Here is a 17330-nt window from a genome sequence, read left to right as displayed (position 1 = left end):
CACCACGACAGATCCGGCGGTCCCCATGAACAACCCCGACGCCCCCGACACCCCGAGCGCACAGGGAACCTCGAGCGCTCCGAGTGCCGACATTGACGTCACCACCGCAGACCCCGCGCTGTTCAACGCGGATCTCGCGCCGATCGCGAAGAAGCACCGCAAGTGGGGTGCCTTCGAGATCTTCAACGTCTGGACCAACGACGTCCAGTCGCTCGCCGGCTACACCCTGGCCGCGTCCCTGTTCATCGGGGCCGGAATCAGCGGCTGGTACGTGTTTGCCGCGATCATCCTCGCCGGTGTCATCGTCAACTGGCTGGTGAACCTGTCCGGCGCCCCGAGCGTGAAACTCGGGGTGCCGTACGCGGTGATGGCCAGAATGTCGATGGGCGTGCTCGGTGCACGGTTCCCCGCCCTGGTCCGCGGTATCGTGGCGATCTTCTGGTACGGCGCACAGACCTACTTCGCCTCCACGGCCGTGGCGCTGGCGATCAACGCCGCCTTCAATTCCCCGCAGTCGGGCGAGTTCCTGGGGATGAACGCGGTGTCCTGGATCTCCTACGTGATCGTCGCGGTGCTGCAGGTAGCCCTTTTCAGCAGGGGGATCGACGCGATCACCCGGTTCCTGAACTTCGCCGGGCCCGCGGTGTACGTGGTGATGGTGGTGTTGCTCGTGGTCATCTGGGTGCGGGCCGGCTCCGACATGCTTCCTGCGGTCGGGTCGATCTTCAACAGCGACGACGTCACCGGCTGGGCGGCGGTCTCGGCGTTCATCGGGGTGATCGGCACGATGGTGGCGTACTTCTCCGCGGTGATCATCAACTTCGGTGACTTCTCCCGGTTCTCGAGGTCGGAGAAGTCGATGAAGCTGGGCAACTTCACGGGTCTACCGTTGTCGCTGGCGTTCTTCACGTTCCTGGCGTTGTTCATCACCGCCGGGGCCTACGTGGTGTTCCAGGACGGCCAGGGAACTCCGATGGACAACCCGTCCGACATCGTCGGCCAGGCGGACTCCGTGATCCTCTCGATCATCGCGGCGGTGACGTTCCTGGTCGCCACGGTGGGTGTGAACCTGGTGGCGAACTTCATCCCCCCGGCCTATGACATGGCGAACATGGCGCCGTCGAAGATCAGCTTCCGGATGGGCGGGGTCATCACCGCCGCGCTCGGGTTCATCATCGGCGCACTGTGGGTGGCCGTGATCGACGACATCGGCCTGCCGACGTTCGTCGACACCCTGGGTGCCGTACTGGCGCCGTTGTACGGCGTGCTGGTCGTGGACTACTACCTGATCCGACGCAAGCAGGTGAACCTGCAGGACACCTTCACCCTGGACCAGGACGGACCCTACTACTACCGCGGGGGCTGGAACCTCAAGGGACTGGCGGCGGTGGCCGTCGCCGCGGTGTTCGCGGTGCTCACGGTGTGGGTTCCGGCGTTGCAGGATCTCTCCGGCTTCGCCTGGCTCATCGGTGCCGCCCTGGGTGGCGTGCTGTACTACGTGGTGATGCTGGGGGAGACCTCCCGGGTGCAGGCGGTGGCCGGGTCGGTCAGCTCCGGTTCCTGAACGCCTGCTCGCCGGTGAGTGCCTGCCCGATGGTCAGCTGGTGCATCTCGGCGGTGCCCTCGTAGGTCAGCACAGACTCGAGGTTGTTGGCGTGGCGTAGCGGAGAGTACTCCAGGGTGACGCCGGACGCGCCCAGCAGGGTGCGGCATTCGCGGGTGATCGCCAGGGCGACGCGGGTGGAGTTCAGCTTGCCGACGCTGACCTGCGGGGGTGTGAGTTCACCGGCGTCCTTCAACCGTCCGAGCTGCAGGGCGAGTAGGAAGGACTTGTCGAGTTCCACGGCCATGTCCGCCAGCTTCGCCTGGGTGAGCTGGAAGGAGCTCAGGGGACTGTCGAAGACCTGCCGGGTGGAGACGTAGTCCAGGGCGGTGGACAGGGCGTCGCGGGCGGCACCGAGGGCGCCGAAGATGATGCCGTACCTGGCCTCGTTGAGGCACGTCAGCGGCCCACGGAGGGACTGGACGTGGGGGAGTCGCCGCTCCTCGGGGACACGACAGTTGTCGAGCACGATCTCGCCGGTGACCGAGGCACGCAGCGAGAGCTTGCGGGTGATCTCCGGGGCACTGAACCCCTCGGTGTCGGTGTCGACGATGAAGCCGGCGTAGCCGTCCTCGGTCTGGGCCCAGACGACGGCGACATCGGCGACCGGGGCGTTGGTGATCCACATCTTGGTGCCGGTGAGGACCCAGTCGCCGGTGGCGGTGTCCCGGGTGGCGCGGGTGCGCATGTTCGCGGGGTCGGAGCCGGCGTCGGGTTCGGTCAACCCGAAACACCCGACGGTGGTGCCGGCAGCCATGCCGGGCAGGTAGTGCTCCTTCTGCTCCTCGGAACCCCAGTGGTGGATGGCGAACATGGCGAGTGAGCCCTGCACCGACACCAGGGAGCGCAGGCCGGAGTCCACCGCCTCGATCTCCATGCAGGCCAGCCCGTAGTCGGTGGCGGAGGCGCCGGCGCACCCGTAGCCCTCCAGGTGCATGCCGAGGACGCCCAGGTCGCCGAGTTTCGGCGCGAGGTCACTGACCGGCAGGGTGCCGTCCCCGTACCAGCCGGCGATGTTCGGGCCGAGCTCGCGGGCGGCGAAGTCGGCGACGGTGTCGCGCAGGAGGCGCTCGTCGTCGGTGAGCAGACTGTCGGCGTTGATGAGCCCGAGTGGTGTGGTGGTCATGCGATGCTCACTTCCAGGATCGTGCCCAGCAGGGGCAGGTGGATGAGGATGCCCGCCGGTGCACGGCCGTCGATGTCGGTGAGGGCCTGCCGGTAGGTGTGCATCTGGCCGATGTAGTTCTCACGGACGTGGCCGACGGGGTCCTTGCCAGGGTACGTCTTGTGGTCGACGATGACGCGGGTGCCGTCCTGCAGGGTCACCAGGTGATCGAGCCAGCCCTGGGCCCGTTGGTGGGCGGGGTTGGTCCAGGCGAACGGCACTTCGGTGGTTCCGACGGCGCCGGGGTAGGTGGTCTTCACCCAGTCCGTCCAGCGTTCTCCGGCGGTGATGACCTGTTCGGCGGTGACGCGGTCACCGACCCGCCAGGTGTCGACCAGCCGGGAGGCGGCGGTGCGCTTCTGTGCGTCGGTGAGGTGCTCCAGCGGGGCGGCGAGGTAGGCGTGGATGCAGTCGCCGACCTTGTTCCACTCGTCACCGCCACCGCTGACCAGGGGTTCTCCGAGGTCGGCGATCTCGGTGACGGTGGCGCCGGACGCCACGTCGTCGGTGGCGTCCACACCGCTGGGGGCGAACGTTGCGGGCAGCAGGTCGACCGGGGCCGGGGTATGCCGGCGGTCGGTGTCGAGCATCGCCGCCCGCGGTGGGGGGACGGCGGACGGTGCCGGGGATGCCGGGTCGTCCTGCAGGTCTGTCCCGATCTCGCGCACGGGGCAGTCCAGCAGTTCGGCGAGCTGCCCGTCCTGCAGACGGGCCTCGGCCAGCGCCTTCCATTTCCCCACGCCCGAGTACGGAGCCAGTACCGTGCGGGTGCGGGAACGGGTCATGGCGACGTAGAGCACACGCTGTTCCTCGAGCAGGTCCGAGTGCCGGCGGACCGTCTGCGCGTCGGTGTCGGCGAGGACGTCCTTGACCGTGCTGACCGCGGTGACGGTCGCCGGCCAGAACCGGAGTTCACGTCCGGCCAGCGGCGACTCCATCGTCAGCGTCGAGGTCGGCTGCACCCACACACCCGACGGGGTGAACTGGTCGCGCATGTCCGGCAGCGCAACGACCACGGTGTCCCACTCCAGCCCCTTGGACTGGTGGACGGTGTCCACGAACACCGCGCCCGGGTCCGCGATCGGTGTGGAGACCGCCTCGTCGGAGGCCAGGTGCGCGAGGAAACCGTCGGGGGTGGCGGGCCGGCCGGCGGACTCCGCCTCGGCGGCGTAGTCGTCCACCGCCCGCAGGACGCCGAGGACCGCGCCGGTGCGCTCGGTCGGCTCCGACCAACCGGCGATGCGTCGTCGCAGGTCGAGGGCGTCGATGACGGCGCTGACGACGTCGGTGACCGGGACCTCCGACAGGACGGGTCGCAACCGACGTAACGGGTCCAGGGTGGCGTCCTGCGACCAGTCGGCCAGGGTCTCCCAGCGCTCCTCACGGGTCGTCAGCGTGGTGAGGGTGTCGAACCAGGTGCCGTGGGCGGGGTGTTCGGCGAGGAAGGTGACCAGTTCGATGAGTGCCTGGGTGTCGCGCTCGTCCAGCAGCCATGCGAGGGCGGCGCCGACGAGCTGACCTTCACGGGTCAGCGACAGGGGGGTGCCGCCGCCGGTGCAGGGGATACCCCGTCGACGTAGTTCGGCGCGGAGCTCGGCGGCGTGGGTGTTGTTGCGTACGAGGACCGCCCGGCCTTTCTCCGGGACGCCCTCGGAGCGCTCCAGGGCGGACAGCCCGGTGGCGATACGGGCGAACCATGTGTCCTTGTTCTTTCGCGCCTTCTCCACCGGAGCCCACAGCACCGTCGCCCCGCCCGAGCGTTCCTCGGCGAGGTGGTCGGGAACGGTCAGTGCCACGTTCTGCTCGGGGAACAGGTAGCTGAACAGCCTGTTCGACAGGCCCAGGGGTGCCGCGTGGGTCCGCCAGGAGTGTGACAGGGTCTCCGAGCTCCCGGCCAGGGCGCCCGGGTCGGTGATGGTCTCCACGGCGGCGTCCATGAGGGCGGGGTCGGAGCCGCGGAACCCGTAGATGGACTGCTTCGGGTCGCCGACCCAGATGACTTCCTCGACCAGCCCGGCGAGTTCGGTGAACAGTGCGAGCTGGAGGGGACTGGTGTCCTGGAATTCGTCGACGACGAGGATGCGGTACCGGGAGGCGAGGGTGTCACGCACCGCGGCGGTGGTGGCGGGGTCGACGCCGTCGCCACGGAGCAGTCGCAGGGTCAGCTGTTCCTGGTCGGTGAAGTCGATGAGCCCGAGGGCGTTCTTGTACTCGGCGTAGGCGTCGAGGCAGGCGGCCGCGGTGCCGAAGACCAGTCGGATGAGGGCGTCGAGGTCCGCGCGCAGGTCTGGGTCGGCGGCGATGTCTCCGGTGGTGACGACGCTGCCGTAGGCCTCCTTGATGGATTTGGTCGGGCTGTCCACACCGGGGACCTTGCCCTCGGCGGTGCGCAGCCAGTCCTTCCAGGGGATGGTGTCACGGTCACGCCGGACGCGACGGGCGAAGCGGTCGAGGTCGGGGAACCTGCTCTGCAGGCTCCCGGCCGAGCGCTTGGTGATCAGTCCGGCGTCGATGTCGGCCCGCAGCTGGTCGGGGATGCGCCCGGCGGCCCCCGCGAGGAGTGCGCGGGTGTCGACCGGTGTCGTCTCCGCGGTGCCGGCGCTGTCGAGTGCCGCGTGGAGTTCGTCGATGCTGGCTTCGGCGAAGCCCGCCAGCCCAGTCGGGGCGATGTCGTTGGCTCGGGCCTGCTCGGTGACGGTGTGCACCGTCTTCGCCCAGTTGATTCCGGAGCTGAAGTAGCTGCCGTCGGAGTCGTCGTCGTAACCGGTGCGGGCCAGCAGGTCGCGGTGGTCGGCCTCGGCGTCGGCGATGATGCGGTCGGTGGCCAGGCGGAAGGCGTCGCGCTGCGACTGCTCGGTGAGGACGGAGAGTTCGGGGGAACGCCCGGCGTCCATGGCGAAGTCGGTGAGGATCTGCCCGGTCACCGAGTTCACCGTGCCGATCAGTGCGGTCGGCAGGGCGGCGGCCTGCTCCAGCAGCCCGTCGTCGACGAGGGTGGTGCGGATGCGTTCCTTGAGCTCCGCGGCGGCGGCGCGGGTGAACGTCGTGGCGATGATCTGGGACGGGCGGTAGGGGTGCGTCCCGTCCTCGTCGATGCGGCGTAACCGCTCGGTGAGCAGCTCGGTGAGCCGGTAGGTCTTGCCTGAGCCGGCGGAGGCCTTGATGATGGTCCAGGTTGTCATGAGAAGTCCCCCGTGGCGCTGGTGATCAGCGGGTAGTCGGTGTACCTGGCGTTCTTCTCCGGGAAGAAGCCGGTGGTGCGGGCCGCACGCAGTTCGCGGGCGTAGGTCTCGGTGGTGGCCTCGTCGAAGGGGGAGACCGGCGAGGTGTTCTTCTTCGGTTTCTCCCACGCCTGCCAGTCCTCCCGGATGACCAGGTTGCCCAGGTCGGTGACGCGGCCGGCGGAGAGGTCGTCGAGGATCCGGTTCAGCCCGGTGACGGCCCGGTCCCAGAGCTCGTCGGTGTCGGCCGCGCCGGTGTCCGAGGGGTCGACGGTGAGCGTCTCGGGTGCACCGAACCGTTCGTCGGTGGTGTCGAGGCGGTTGTCGCGCAGGTTGAAGTAGGCGACGGGGATGTCGGCGAGTCGCTGCGGAGGGCCGTCGACCGCAGTGGGGGAACCGGATGCGACAGACGCGACAGACGCGGCGTAGACGGCGAGCTGCAGGGCTGTGCCGTCCTGCACGGCGTCGCGGTACTTCCTGCGTGCGAAGGTGTACTTCAGGTCGATCACGCCGGGGGTCCCGTCTGCCATGACCACGTCCATGTCGCGCAGGCCACCGAGCTCGAGCTCACCGTCGGCGCCGCGAGTTCCGGTGAGGGTGGTGGTGAAGGACGCCTCGACCGCGCGGATACGGACGCCCGCCTCAGCCAGGGTGGTGAACAGTCCGGCGATGGACTGTTCGGCGAGGGCGAGTGTGGTGCCGAGTTCCCGGCCGCGACCGGGCATCTGCAGTTCGGCGGCGTACCAGGGCAGCAGGCGGCGCAGCTCCGTGGCGATCTCCTCGTGGTCGGCGAGGACGGTCACTGCATCGCCTGTACCGTCTGCTTCGGCACCGAGGTGCCGGTTTACGATGTTCTCCACCACGGTGTGCAGCCACGTGCCGACCATCTGGTTGCCGCTGGGGACCGTGGCGAGGCCACCGGCGCGGATGCCGAGACGACGTTCCAGCAGCCACTCCAACGGGTGGACCAGCAGTTTCTCCCACTGGGAGAAGCTGATCCGGGTGGGCAGCAGATGGTCGCCGGCGGGGACGCTGCGGGAGACCGGGTCGGGCACGTCGATGGTGACCGGCTCCGGTACGGTGCGGTGGGCGTCGGGAAGCTCGGCGACCCGGGTGACGGGCTCGCGTCCCTGCCGGTGAAGGTCGTCGATGAGGAAGGTCAGGGCCGGATGCTGGGAGGCCGCCTCGCCGTTGATCGTCGTGACCGTCACCGCGGTGACCTCGCGGCGCCGGCGCAACGCGCGCAGCTGCGAGTCCAACGCCAGCCGGGCGCCCTCCTCGGGGTCGGGCAGGTCCACACCGGTGCGTGTCAGCCACTCCGACTCGGCGGGGCGTACACGCGTCCGAGGTGCGGTGGTGGTGTCCACCGGCAACCACCACACCACCGGGGCGCTGCCGGTACCCAGGTGGGCGGGATCGGTGACGACGTCGGAGATCTCCTCGGCACTGGCGTTCAGACTGACTCCACCGGTGCCGGTGAACTCCGCGATGATCTGGTCGAGCTCCCGGGCGGAGACGTGATCGCCGAGGTGCTCGAGCAGTTCACGCAGCGGTGCGATACGACCACCGACACCGGAGGAGGCCGACCGGCCGCGCCCCTGGGAGGTGAACTGGCGCTGCAGCCACTCCAGGTGGGCGGACACCTCGGCGGTGTCGTAACCGGTGTCGCCGTCGACGAGGGGACGCCGGCGGATGAGGTCGTCGAAGTCGGTGATCCTGGCTGTGGTCGTGGGGTGGCCCTCCATGGCGGTCACGGCCTCTGCCACGGCGGTGTCCCAGGCCGGCCCGCCGATACCGGGCTGCTGGTTGAGGGCTGTGACCAGCCGGGAGCGCAGCGCGCCGGGGATGAGGTGCGAGGTGGCACCGCCGACGGTGATGCTGGTGTTCAGCAGGCCGACCAGGGCGTGGATGTCGTGTGGGGCGGTCATCGCCCGCAGGAAGAGGGTGATGACCTGCGCGTAGGACGAGGCCTCCCGGGCGGCGACACCCAGCGGGGCCTGCCCGGTACGGACACGTTCGCGGTCCAGCAGGTCGGTGGAGCCCCCGGCGACGACGGAGTGCCGGGTCGGGGAGTCGGTGAGGTCCTTGAGTAGACGCGCGGCGACCGGCGCAGCGTCCCACACGGTCTCCGCGGTGACCACGGTGAGGTCCTCCACCGGACCGGGGGCGGGCAGTTCCGTGACGGTGACGCCGAGGGAGGCGAGATTGCCGAGGATGCGCCGCCACACCGGCGGCAGGGCGGCGAGCTCCCCGTCGAGGTCCACCCGGCTGATCCCCAACGGCCAGGGGTCACCCGCGGCGTTCTGCTCCGCTAGCTCCCCGAGGGTGCGGTCGACTTCCCGCAGCACGTCCGGGGCACCGGGTGCCCAGCCAGGTTGGGCGTCGAGGCCTTCCTCCACGGTGGCGAGCACCCGGAGACGTCGGGGTGCACCGGAGTCCACCGTCCCGTCCCACCCGGCGCGTACGAGCTCGTCGCGCCAGCCCAGCAGCTCGCGGGCCACCGTCCACGGGTCGGCGTGGAAGCTCGCCACCGGCCAGTTCTGGGGGGCGGCGCCGTCAATCACGCGGGCGAGGACGGCCCGGTACGCCGCGATGCGCGTCGGCTGGTCGCTCTCGGGGCTGGAGAGCGCGAGACGCGTGGCGAGAAGGTCGGTGAACTGTGCCGGGCCGGTCGTCACGGAGCCGAGGCCGCCAGAGGTGGTGGTGGCGGGGTCGACCCAGCGGGCGCCGTCGAAGCCCCAGCCGAAGGTGATGTGCATGTCCTATAGGGTAGCGGTTGGGTCGGACATGAAAATCCTGAGCGTTCGCTCAGCAGAAAACCCCGCACCCCGTGCGAACCGGGGGCGGGGTTGTTCTCGCTGGAGAAGGCGGGATTAGCCCTCGAGCTTGTTCAGCTGAGCGGCCAGGCCGGACTTCTTGTTGGCCGCGTTGTTCTTGTGGATGACACCCTTGGTGGCAGCCTTGTCGTACAGGCGGTTGGTGATGCGCAGCTGTGCGGTGGCGGCATCCTTGTCACCGGCGGCGACAGCAGCCTCGAACTTGCGGGTCTCGGTGCGCAGGCGGGAGCGGACAGCCTGGTTGCGCTTGCGGGCAGCCTCGTTGGTGAGGACGCGCTTCTTCTGCTGCTTGATGTTAGCCATGGGGCTTACCTCTTTCTGAACGGTGAATCGGTGATCGTTCGCCACTTCCACCCGGGTGAGCCGTGCGCACGGTCTCTGACAACCGGCCCAAGGTCCTGCCGGTTGCGGTGCACACGCCGCGAGTGGTCGCGGGTCAACCTGACGAACACTACCAGTTCGGCGGGGAGGGCAGAAATCTGTCTGCGTCAGGAGCTCGTCACGGCTCGTTCAGGTCGCGGGTCCGTCGGTCGTCGGCCGGCGGGTACACCATGCGCTGTGGCATGGCACCGGTGAGCATCGCCTCGATCTCTGCGGCGGCGTCCATCACCGCACGCCACCGGAACTCCTTCGGCAACCGGTCCACCGCCCCCAGGGAGCCAGAATCCGGGAGGTGGGGGATCAGGCCGGCGCGAGCGAACGCCACCATGCCCGCCGTCATCGCCTCCTGCGCCTGTGCCTCGGTGAAGTGGCGGCTGGTCAGCAGGTCCGGGTCCACCAGGCGCGACGGCAGCCACCAGTGGCTGGTGGTGGGCACGTCCGGCGGCCACGGCATCGCACTGTCCGACCAGGTACGGGGATCGGACCAGACCTGCGGTGCGTGCGCCAGGAAGATATGGCCCAGCACCTCTGCGATCACCGCGAGGGCGTCGGCGGCGCCCGGGCCGCCGAGCTCCGGGGCGATGCGCAGCACGTACCACGCCGAGGACGTGTCCACGTCCACCGGTGGGACGGTGCCCGGCAGCGCGGTGTGCACGTTGAGGGTGAAGGGGCCGGTACGCTCGACCTGTGCCGGGTCATCCTGCATCTCCACGACCATGCCGATGCTGTGCAGACGGGTGACCAGGGTGGGCCAGACGTCCTCCGTGGCGAGGGTGGGGGACTCGGTCTGCCGGTAGCCGGAGTCTTCGATGTCGGCGATGAGGTCGATGTCGAGCACGTAGGTTTCCGACAGCGAGACCCGCGCGGCACCGTCGGCGGCGCGGTAGCCGTTGGAGTAGGCCTCGATCTCCGGGACGAGACGGGCGGTGCGTGCGGTGGTGGGGGCGTTGTGGCGGTAGCGGGCGCGGTACCGGCGGAAGATCTGCATCGTCGCCTCGACGGCGTCGGCCAACGGCAGGTCGCGTTGTCGCGCGGCGAAGTCCAGCAGGACGGGGACGGTGGCGTTGCGCTCCCGGGCGTTGCGGAGGCTCCACATCTCGATCTCGAGGGCCTCGAAGGGGGTCATGCTTTTCGTCATCGTGTGTTCGCCTGCCTTCCTGTTTTGCAGACGATAGTACACGTGTCTACCAGGGATCTCCGGCACTTTTGCCGTCTGCGTCCCAGAGTCCGGAGCATCCGCGCCGGTGCGAGCCGAGAAGGTGCGTATCGACCAGACCCGCGGCCTCCATCAGGGCGAACATCGTCGTCGGGCCGACGAAGACGAACCCTTCCTTCTTCAGCGCCTTCGACAGTGCGACCGACTCCGGCGAGGTGGTCGGGACGTCCTCGATGCGCTCGGGGAGTGGCGTGCGCTCCGGACGGAAGGACCACACGAACTCGGCCAACCCGGTGCCCGCGCCGTAGCGTCCCCGCAGTGCGACGGTGGCCTGCGCGTTGGTGATCGTCGCCCGGATCTTACGGGCGTTGCGCACGATCCCGGCGTCCTGCATCAGGGTGTCGTACTCTGCCTCACCGAAGCCGGCGACGACGTCCGGGTCGAACCCGCGGATGGCGGCGCGGAAGGCGGGTCGTTTGCGCAGGATCGTCGCCCAGCTCAACCCGGACTGGAAGGCCTCCAGGCTGATGCGTTCGAACATCCCGCGTTCGTCGGTGACCGGCACACCCCACTCGGTGTCGTAGTACCCGCGCAGCAGGTCGGACGACTCCGCCCACGCAGGGCGTGCCAACCCGTCCGGCCCGGTCACCAGGGCGCTCATCCCTTCAACCCCGTCTGACGCAGCGTGATGTTCAACCGGCCGTGGATCTCGAGTTCGTAGGGGGCGGTGTTGGGGTACACCTTGGTCACGCCGTGGTAGTTCTGTCGGGCGGGACCGCCGAAGACGAACAGGTCGCCGGAGGCCAACCACAGGTCGGTGTAGGGACGGTTGCGGGTCTCGGCGTTGCCGAAGCGGAAACGGCAGGTGTCGCCGATGGACAGGGAGACCACCGGCGCCGCGGAGCGCTCGTCGGCGTCGCGGTGCATGCCCATCTTCGCGGCATCGCGGTAGTGGTTCACCAGTGCGACGTCCGGGGTGTAGGCCGCGGCGAGGGCGGCGTCGCCGGTGGTCTCCGCCACCGCGCGACGCCCCAGTTCCACCAGCCAGTCTGGTACGGGCAGGACGGGGGCGTTGTTCACGTCGACGGCGCGCCGGGTGTAGCGCCCGGGCGTCCAGTGCCAGCCGAGGCAGAGCATGGAGACGCTCATCGGGTGCCCGTGGATCACCGGGGAGTGCGGCGGGACGGGGCCTTTGGCCCAGGCGGCGTACTGGGCGAGGATCCAGCGTTGTTGGGCGCTGTCGAGCCAGGCGGAGCGGTGGTGGGCGCCGTCGGGCAGGTCGGAGGCGGGGGCGTGAAGGTCGAACAGTGTGGGTTGGTCAGTCATTCTGCCTCTGGTGGTAGCTGGAGGGGGGAGGGGCGTGGGAGGGGTGGAGGTCAGGACCAGTCGTAGTTGCGGCGCAGGGCGTTGGCGAGGCGTTCATACCGGCGCTCCGGCATGGACACGCCGCGGCGTTGGATGGAGGCCTCGGGGATCTCGATGATGCGGTCGGCGCGGGCCCAGCACTCGTTGCCGCGCGGGTCCCACAGGCCGGCGCCGATGGCGACCCAGTTGTCGTCCTCGGCGTGTTCCGGGTTGGAGCTGATGAGCATGCCGAGCAGGGTGTGACGGTTACGGCCCACCACCACGCAGGCGCGCAGCTCCGGGGTGGACTCGCGGTTGGGCAGGACGTGGTACCAGACGACCTCACCCGGGTCGGCCTGCCCGTCCATGTCGGGGGCGTAGATGACCGGGCGGGCATGGTCTTCGGTGGGGGTGGTGACGGTGACGGCGCGGACGGCGGTCTCGGTGTGGGAGGACTGGTCGAGGCCGAGATTGGCGTGGAGCTCGGCCAAGCCCTCGTCCATGCTGCCGCGGTGGTGGAAGTAGCGCTCGAGCATCCGGCGCAGGGGATTCCGTACGGAATTCATGGTGACCACTGTAGCGCGGGGGTCGGATTACTCCACGAGCTCCCAGGTCCCGCAGAACGACGAGTTGAAGGCGACGTCGGTCGGCGCGATGGTCACGTAGCTCTGTCCCTCGGAGAACCCGTTGGTGATGATGTCCTCGAAGTCGCCGCTGGTGCCGGACAGTCGCTCCCAGTAACAGCCGTCTGTTGCCGTGTTCCGGTAGGTCCCTGGCTCGACGTCGCTGCCCACCAGCTGCGTCCCCGCCCCGAACGTTGTCGACGACGATCCTGATGCTCTGGTGTTCGTCGGAGCCGGTTCCGGAATCTCCCTCGATGCCTGGGTTGGTTCTGGCTCGTCTTCCGGGGTCTCCGTGACTGTCGTGGTGTGGTCGACCGTGGTGGTGACGGTGAGGGTGATTGTCGAGGGGGCCGCGACCTCCGCTTCAGTCTCTCCTCCGCAGGCGGTAAGAGCTATGGCGCCGCTGATGGCGACGGCGAAACAAGTTAGTTTCCTGAATGTCATGACTTGAGAATAGGGCGTGACCTCGGGTCGTGGCCGCTTCCCTTACCCCCAGGGGTACATGCCTGGAGTGTTGCCGGGTTGTCGCCGCGCCGGTCGATCCTCGTCTGCGGATCGGATCGGAGAGGGATTCGCGGCGGGATTGCGTATGGAATTATAGACAGGCTGGCCTTGCCCGTGTATTGATTGTCACGTCAACTACCTGCGCCCCTCACCGGAAGGCTGTCATGACCACTCCGAGCATCCCGAAATCTTCTGTCGTCTCCCGCATCGCCGGACTCCTCGTTGCTGTTATCGGGGTCGTGTTCCTCATCGGTGGCATCTTCGGTTGGTTCACTGTCCGTGCCGAGCTCATCGACGAGAACATCACGGTTTCTGAGGACGCCGACCGCTTCGCCGGTGACCGGGTCGACGGGCCGCTGAGTGCGTACTCACAGGCGGAGACGGTGAAGAGGCACGTGTTGGAGGCCACGGACGGAAAGACCTACGCGCAGCTGGACATGGACGACCCCAACCGTGATCTCGCACTGCAGGGATCGACGGTCCGCTCGGCGCTGATGACCTCGACGTTGTCCTTCGGGGTGTCCGCACTGGCGGGGACGAGCGGTGTGGCGTTCATCCTTATCGGTGGGGTGATGGTTGTCCGGCGTCGGTGATGCCGGCATGTTCGGCGATCGGTGTGTGGGATCGGAGGGAAGCGGACGGGCGAGGTGGGTAACACCACTGCTGCCGTGACTCACGGATACGACACCAACTCGCGTACCGGTGCACGGTAGACTCGGCCTGATATCTTCCTGCCGCGGCGATCCGTGGCGGGACCATGCACCACCAGGAGGACGACACCCCATGGCCCCCAAGCAGAAGAACTACGCCCGCGAGACGTTCACCGACCCCTCGCGGATCCGGAACTTCTGCATCATCGCGCACATCGACCACGGCAAGTCCACCCTGGCCGACCGCATCCTGCAGATGTCCGGGGTCATCGAAGAGCGCGACATGCGCGACCAGTACCTCGACAACATGGACATCGAGCGCGAGCGTGGCATCACCATCAAGGCGCAGAACGTGCGTCTGCCGTGGGTGCCGAAGACCTGCGCCCACAAGGACGAAGAGCTGGTACTGCACCTCATCGACACTCCCGGCCACGTGGACTTCACCTACGAGGTCTCCCGCGCGCTGGAGGCGTGCGAGGGTGCGATCCTGTTGGTGGACGCCGCCCAGGGCATCGAGGCGCAGACGCTGGCGAACCTGTACCTGGCGATGGAGAAAGACCTGGAGATCATCCCGGTCCTCAACAAGATCGACCTGCCGGCCGCGGACCCGGACAAGTACGCCCTGGAGATCGCGAACATCATCGGCTGTGAACCGGAGGATGTGATGCGCATCTCGGCGAAGACTGGTGAGGGCATCCCGGACATGATCGACAAGGTCTGCGAGCTGGTCCCCGCCCCGCAGGGCGATCAGGACGCTCCGGCCCGCGCGCTGATCTTCGACTCCGTCTACGACATCTTCCGCGGCGTGGTCACCTACATCCGCATGATGGACGGCACGCTGGAGCCACGCCAGAAGATCCAGATGATGTCCACCGGCGCTACCCATGAGGCGCAGGAGGTCGGCATCATCTCCCCGCAGCCGGAGAAGTCCAAGGGCCTGGGCGTGGGCGAGGTGGGGTACATCATCACCGGAGCGAAGGACGTCCGCCAGTCGAAGGTGGGCGACACCGTCACCTGGGCAGTGAAGGGCGCGACGGAGCCGCTGACGGGCTACCGCGAGCCCACGCCGATGGTGTACTCGGGCCTGTTCCCGATCTCGGCGAACCAGTACCCGGAACTGCGTGAGGCGATCGAGAAGCTGCAGTTGAACGACGCCTCGCTGACCTTCGAGCCGGAGACGTCCACCGCGTTGGGCTTCGGTTTCCGCTGCGGCTTCCTGGGCCTGCTTCACATGGAGATTACCCGCGACCGCCTCGAGCGCGAGTTCGACCTGGACCTGATCTCCACCGCACCGTCGGTGGTCTACCGTGTGGTGGGGGAGGACGGGACGGAGATGCATGTCCAGAACCCGTCGGATTGGCCGGAGGGCAAGGTTAAGGAGATCTGGGAACCGATGGTGGACCTGACGGTCATCGTGCCGGAGGAGTTCCTGGGGCCGACGATGGAGTTGTGCCAGTCGAAGCGTGGGCAGATGAAGAACATGGACTTCTTGTCGACGGACCGTGTGGAGCTGCGCTACCGGATGCCGCTGGGTGAGATCGTGTTCGACTTCTTCGACATGCTGAAGTCTCGGACGAAGGGGTACGCGTCGCTGAACTACGAGGAGAACGGCGAGCAGGAAGCTGACCTGGTGAAGGTCGACATCCTGCTGCAGGGAGAGCCGGTGGATGCGTTCAGCGCGATCGTGCACCGCGACCATGCGCTGCACTACGGCAACAAGATGACGAAGAAGCTCAAGGAACTAATCCCTCGCCAGCAGTTCGAGGTGCCGGTGCAGGCGGCGATCGGCTCGAAGGTGATTTCTCGGACGAATATTCGCGCTTTGCGTAAGGATGTCCTGAGCAAGTGCTACGGTGGTGACATCTCTCGCAAGAAGAAGCTGCTGGAGAAGCAGAAGGAAGGCAAGAAGCGCATGAAGTCCATCGGGTCGGTGTCCGTCCCGCAGGAGGCGTTTGTTGCGGCGTTGTCGACGGATGAGGGGTAGATTTTACGGTGGTGGCGAAGTTCAACCCGACCGACCAGACCATTGAGAGTATACTCACGTCTGGATTCTTTCGGATCCCACGATATCAGCGAGAATATTCTTGGGAGAAGGAGAACATAATTGACCTCTGGAATGACTTACGAAAAGCAGAATCCGGCGGTCTTTTCTTGGGGCATATTGTCACCCAGGCGCAGGAGCCTTCTACTTGGGATGTAATTGATGGGCAGCAACGGCTAACCACTATTGCAATCGCACTAAGGGTGATCGAGGAAGAGTTTCGGCTCTACGCGGAGGATGGGATGGCGGACGGGGTTCGCCAGTATATCGAAGGAACTAGTAAGGTCGGGAAGCCGATTTTTCGGATTCAGCAATGGGACTCGTCGAATCTTGTTAGCATTGATATCCTGTCCAAAGATCCAAAGGAATACCTAAAAAAACTTACGCCTAGCGCTGCTGATAGAAAGCAGCAAATAGCGTACGAAAATTTTCGGGAGCTGATTCGTTCGGAAATTTCAAGCCGTTCGAAACAGTCAGAGATAGACGTCCTCGAAGAAATTCGCGAACGTTTCCTTCAGGCGCATGCTATTGTTGTGGAGGGTGCTAATAGGGCATCTGCGTTTGCGCTATTTGAAACTCTGAACGACCGAGGTATGAGCCTCACTCAAATGGACCTTGTTAAGAATGAGGTTATATCATCTATACCGGAGACTGCTGAAGAAGCATCGGAGCGGGCGTGGATGGATGCGGTGAGGCTATTTGATTCGGTACCCTGGAAACCTGCGATCGATCACGAAGGATTCCTGTACTATTTCTGGAATTCAACTGGTTATCAGGATTCGGACGATATAGTTAAGACAGAAAGGCTTAGGAAAACCGTCGCCGAATGGCTAGATGATCCGGAACATGACCGAATTGAAAGGGCACAGGAATTCGTAGAGAGTCTTTGCCGGACTGCTCAGATTTTTAGCGAATTTACTCGTACGCTTGAAGCCCCGAATGGGAAGCATTGGACGGGTTTGGCTCGTTCCTATGGGAGGAGTTCGACAAATTCGAAGTGGTACGAGATAGACCAGGCTTTGTACGGTTGTCTTGTGCCGCAATCAGTATTGCCCTTGCAGCTCCTTTTTTCAGTTTTGAGGAAACATCTCGGTGGGAAAAAGAGCATCATGACTCAGCGGTTACTCGTAGACTTCCTTCGCGATATCTCTTCATTTCAGTTTAGGTGGTCGGTGGCTCAAAAGAGTTCAACGGAGACCGTCCGACGTATGTATCGACGAGCTTCTTTTTCCGTTGATCAAGCGACCTCTTCTGGTGATATCAGAAACTCGCTCTCTCGCTTTCGTGAAGATGCTGATTCCTTGATGGCTACCGACGTTCAATTTAAGGACGGATTAAAGAAGATGACTTATTTCGATAAGCGCCCGGATGCTGTTCATAGAGTTCGTTACTTCTTCGAAAGGTTGGAGAATTATTGGGGTGAATCTCGCTTGCCGCCCGGAATGGAGCAAATGTCAATTGAACATATAGAACCTCAATCTGGGAAGGCTCTAAATGCGCCTAATCGGCAATGGATTGGGAAGATTGGAAATTTGATGCTCCTGCCTCCGAAGGATAACTCAGACGCGGCCGCTGGCGATTTTGCTTCCAAGTTTGAGGCTTTGGATAAATTCAGTAACCCTAATGATGAGATTTTGCGTGAGGCTTTAGGCTCTGGCGAATGGTCAAACGCATATTCTAATGAGCGCATGGAGCATCTCTTGGAGATCGCCGTAGAAATCTGGCCAACTAGACTTTCCGAAGGTGACGACGAGTCGTGAGAATTAGCGGCTCTTCGCGATTTGAATTGAGTAGCTGACGGTGGG

At 65.9% G+C, this 17330-nt stretch carries 13 protein-coding genes; 4 read left to right on the top strand and 9 right to left on the bottom strand.

Going from position 1 to position 17330, the window contains the following annotated elements; all coding sequences use genetic code 11:
* The first annotated feature begins 25 nt into the window (after window positions 1–25).
* The gene (locus PQI66_RS05420) at window positions 26–1564 is read left to right on the top strand and encodes an NCS1 family nucleobase:cation symporter-1 (protein WP_339996603.1); all 1539 of its coding nucleotides are present in this window, start codon (window positions 26–28) and stop codon (window positions 1562–1564) included.
* Here PQI66_RS05420 and PQI66_RS05415 read toward each other — a convergent pair.
* The 9 genes from PQI66_RS05415 to PQI66_RS05375 all read right to left on the bottom strand — a co-directional run bounded on the left by PQI66_RS05415 (window position 1548) and on the right by PQI66_RS05375 (window position 12774).
* A complete protein-coding gene (locus PQI66_RS05415; protein ID WP_339996602.1) occupies window positions 1548–2729 on the bottom strand; it encodes an acyl-CoA dehydrogenase family protein in 1182 nt (393 codons plus the stop codon). The genes PQI66_RS05420 and PQI66_RS05415 overlap by 17 nt on opposite strands.
* The gene (locus tag PQI66_RS05410; RefSeq protein WP_339996601.1) at window positions 2726–5950 is read right to left on the bottom strand and encodes a UvrD-helicase domain-containing protein; all 3225 of its coding nucleotides are present in this window, start codon (window positions 5948–5950) and stop codon (window positions 2726–2728) included. Before PQI66_RS05410 ends, PQI66_RS05415 begins: the two co-directional genes overlap by 4 nt.
* On the bottom strand, window positions 5947–8748 hold the full coding sequence (locus PQI66_RS05405; protein ID WP_339996600.1) for a PD-(D/E)XK nuclease family protein: 2802 nt from the start codon (window positions 8746–8748) through the stop codon (window positions 5947–5949). The genes PQI66_RS05410 and PQI66_RS05405 overlap by 4 nt, the downstream gene beginning before the upstream one ends.
* Before the next feature lie 114 nt (window positions 8749–8862).
* The gene (gene rpsT, locus PQI66_RS05400; protein ID WP_038549493.1) at window positions 8863–9129 is read right to left on the bottom strand and encodes a 30S ribosomal protein S20; all 267 of its coding nucleotides are present in this window, start codon (window positions 9127–9129) and stop codon (window positions 8863–8865) included.
* Between the two features lie 196 nt (window positions 9130–9325).
* On the bottom strand, window positions 9326–10345 hold the full coding sequence (locus PQI66_RS05395; RefSeq protein ID WP_339996598.1) for a hypothetical protein: 1020 nt from the start codon (window positions 10343–10345) through the stop codon (window positions 9326–9328).
* 46 nt (window positions 10346–10391) lie between these two features.
* The gene (locus PQI66_RS05390) at window positions 10392–11024 is read right to left on the bottom strand and encodes a DNA-3-methyladenine glycosylase I (protein ID WP_339996596.1); all 633 of its coding nucleotides are present in this window, start codon (window positions 11022–11024) and stop codon (window positions 10392–10394) included.
* A complete protein-coding gene (locus PQI66_RS05385; RefSeq protein ID WP_339996594.1) occupies window positions 11021–11689 on the bottom strand; it encodes an alpha-ketoglutarate-dependent dioxygenase AlkB family protein in 669 nt (222 codons plus the stop codon). Before PQI66_RS05385 ends, PQI66_RS05390 begins: the two co-directional genes overlap by 4 nt.
* Window positions 11690–11739: 50 nt before the next feature.
* On the bottom strand, window positions 11740–12273 hold the full coding sequence (locus PQI66_RS05380) for a type II toxin-antitoxin system PemK/MazF family toxin (RefSeq protein ID WP_339996592.1): 534 nt from the start codon (window positions 12271–12273) through the stop codon (window positions 11740–11742).
* Window positions 12274–12300: 27 nt separating this feature from the next.
* Window positions 12301–12774: a hypothetical protein gene (locus tag PQI66_RS05375; protein WP_339996591.1), complete on the bottom strand. Its 474-nt coding sequence runs from the start codon at window positions 12772–12774 to the stop codon at window positions 12301–12303.
* A gap of 224 nt (window positions 12775–12998) precedes the next feature.
* Here PQI66_RS05375 and PQI66_RS05370 point away from each other — a divergent pair, with 224 nt between their 5' ends.
* From PQI66_RS05370 to PQI66_RS05360, 3 genes are all read left to right on the top strand, one after another.
* Window positions 12999–13427, top strand: a complete 429-nt coding sequence (locus PQI66_RS05370; protein ID WP_339996590.1) for a hypothetical protein — start codon at window positions 12999–13001, stop codon at window positions 13425–13427.
* A gap of 190 nt (window positions 13428–13617) precedes the next feature.
* On the top strand, window positions 13618–15468 hold the full coding sequence (gene lepA, locus PQI66_RS05365) for a translation elongation factor 4 (RefSeq protein ID WP_339996589.1): 1851 nt from the start codon (window positions 13618–13620) through the stop codon (window positions 15466–15468).
* An 11-nt stretch (window positions 15469–15479) separates the two neighbouring features.
* Window positions 15480–17285: a DUF262 domain-containing protein gene (locus PQI66_RS05360; RefSeq protein ID WP_339996588.1), complete on the top strand. Its 1806-nt coding sequence runs from the start codon at window positions 15480–15482 to the stop codon at window positions 17283–17285.
* Window positions 17286–17330: the final 45 nt, after the last annotated feature.

The organism is Corynebacterium sp. USCH3, assembly GCF_037619475.1.
Classification (GTDB): domain Bacteria; phylum Actinomycetota; class Actinomycetes; order Mycobacteriales; family Mycobacteriaceae; genus Corynebacterium.
The sequence above is the reverse complement of the archived record's forward strand: the minus strand, read 5'-3'. Positions and strand labels throughout refer to the sequence as shown.

What these genes read in the sequence shown, in the direction of transcription:
- PQI66_RS05420 (WP_339996603.1), top strand. Translation starts at nt 26, where the DNA reads ATGAACAACCCCGACGCCCCCGACACCCCGAGCGCACAGGGAACCTCG.
- PQI66_RS05415 (WP_339996602.1), bottom strand. Translation starts at nt 2,729, where the DNA reads ATGACCACCACACCACTCGGGCTCATCAACGCCGACAGTCTGCTCACC.
- PQI66_RS05410 (WP_339996601.1), bottom strand. Translation starts at nt 5,950, where the DNA reads ATGACAACCTGGACCATCATCAAGGCCTCCGCCGGCTCAGGCAAGACC.
- PQI66_RS05405 (WP_339996600.1), bottom strand. Translation starts at nt 8,748, where the DNA reads ATGCACATCACCTTCGGCTGGGGCTTCGACGGCGCCCGCTGGGTCGAC.
- rpsT (WP_038549493.1), bottom strand. Translation starts at nt 9,129, where the DNA reads ATGGCTAACATCAAGCAGCAGAAGAAGCGCGTCCTCACCAACGAGGCT.
- PQI66_RS05395 (WP_339996598.1), bottom strand. Translation starts at nt 10,345, where the DNA reads ATGACGAAAAGCATGACCCCCTTCGAGGCCCTCGAGATCGAGATGTGG.
- PQI66_RS05390 (WP_339996596.1), bottom strand. Translation starts at nt 11,024, where the DNA reads ATGAGCGCCCTGGTGACCGGGCCGGACGGGTTGGCACGCCCTGCGTGG.
- PQI66_RS05385 (WP_339996594.1), bottom strand. Translation starts at nt 11,689, where the DNA reads ATGACTGACCAACCCACACTGTTCGACCTTCACGCCCCCGCCTCCGAC.
- PQI66_RS05380 (WP_339996592.1), bottom strand. Translation starts at nt 12,273, where the DNA reads ATGAATTCCGTACGGAATCCCCTGCGCCGGATGCTCGAGCGCTACTTC.
- PQI66_RS05375 (WP_339996591.1), bottom strand. Translation starts at nt 12,774, where the DNA reads ATGACATTCAGGAAACTAACTTGTTTCGCCGTCGCCATCAGCGGCGCC.
- PQI66_RS05370 (WP_339996590.1), top strand. Translation starts at nt 12,999, where the DNA reads ATGACCACTCCGAGCATCCCGAAATCTTCTGTCGTCTCCCGCATCGCC.
- lepA (WP_339996589.1), top strand. Translation starts at nt 13,618, where the DNA reads ATGGCCCCCAAGCAGAAGAACTACGCCCGCGAGACGTTCACCGACCCC.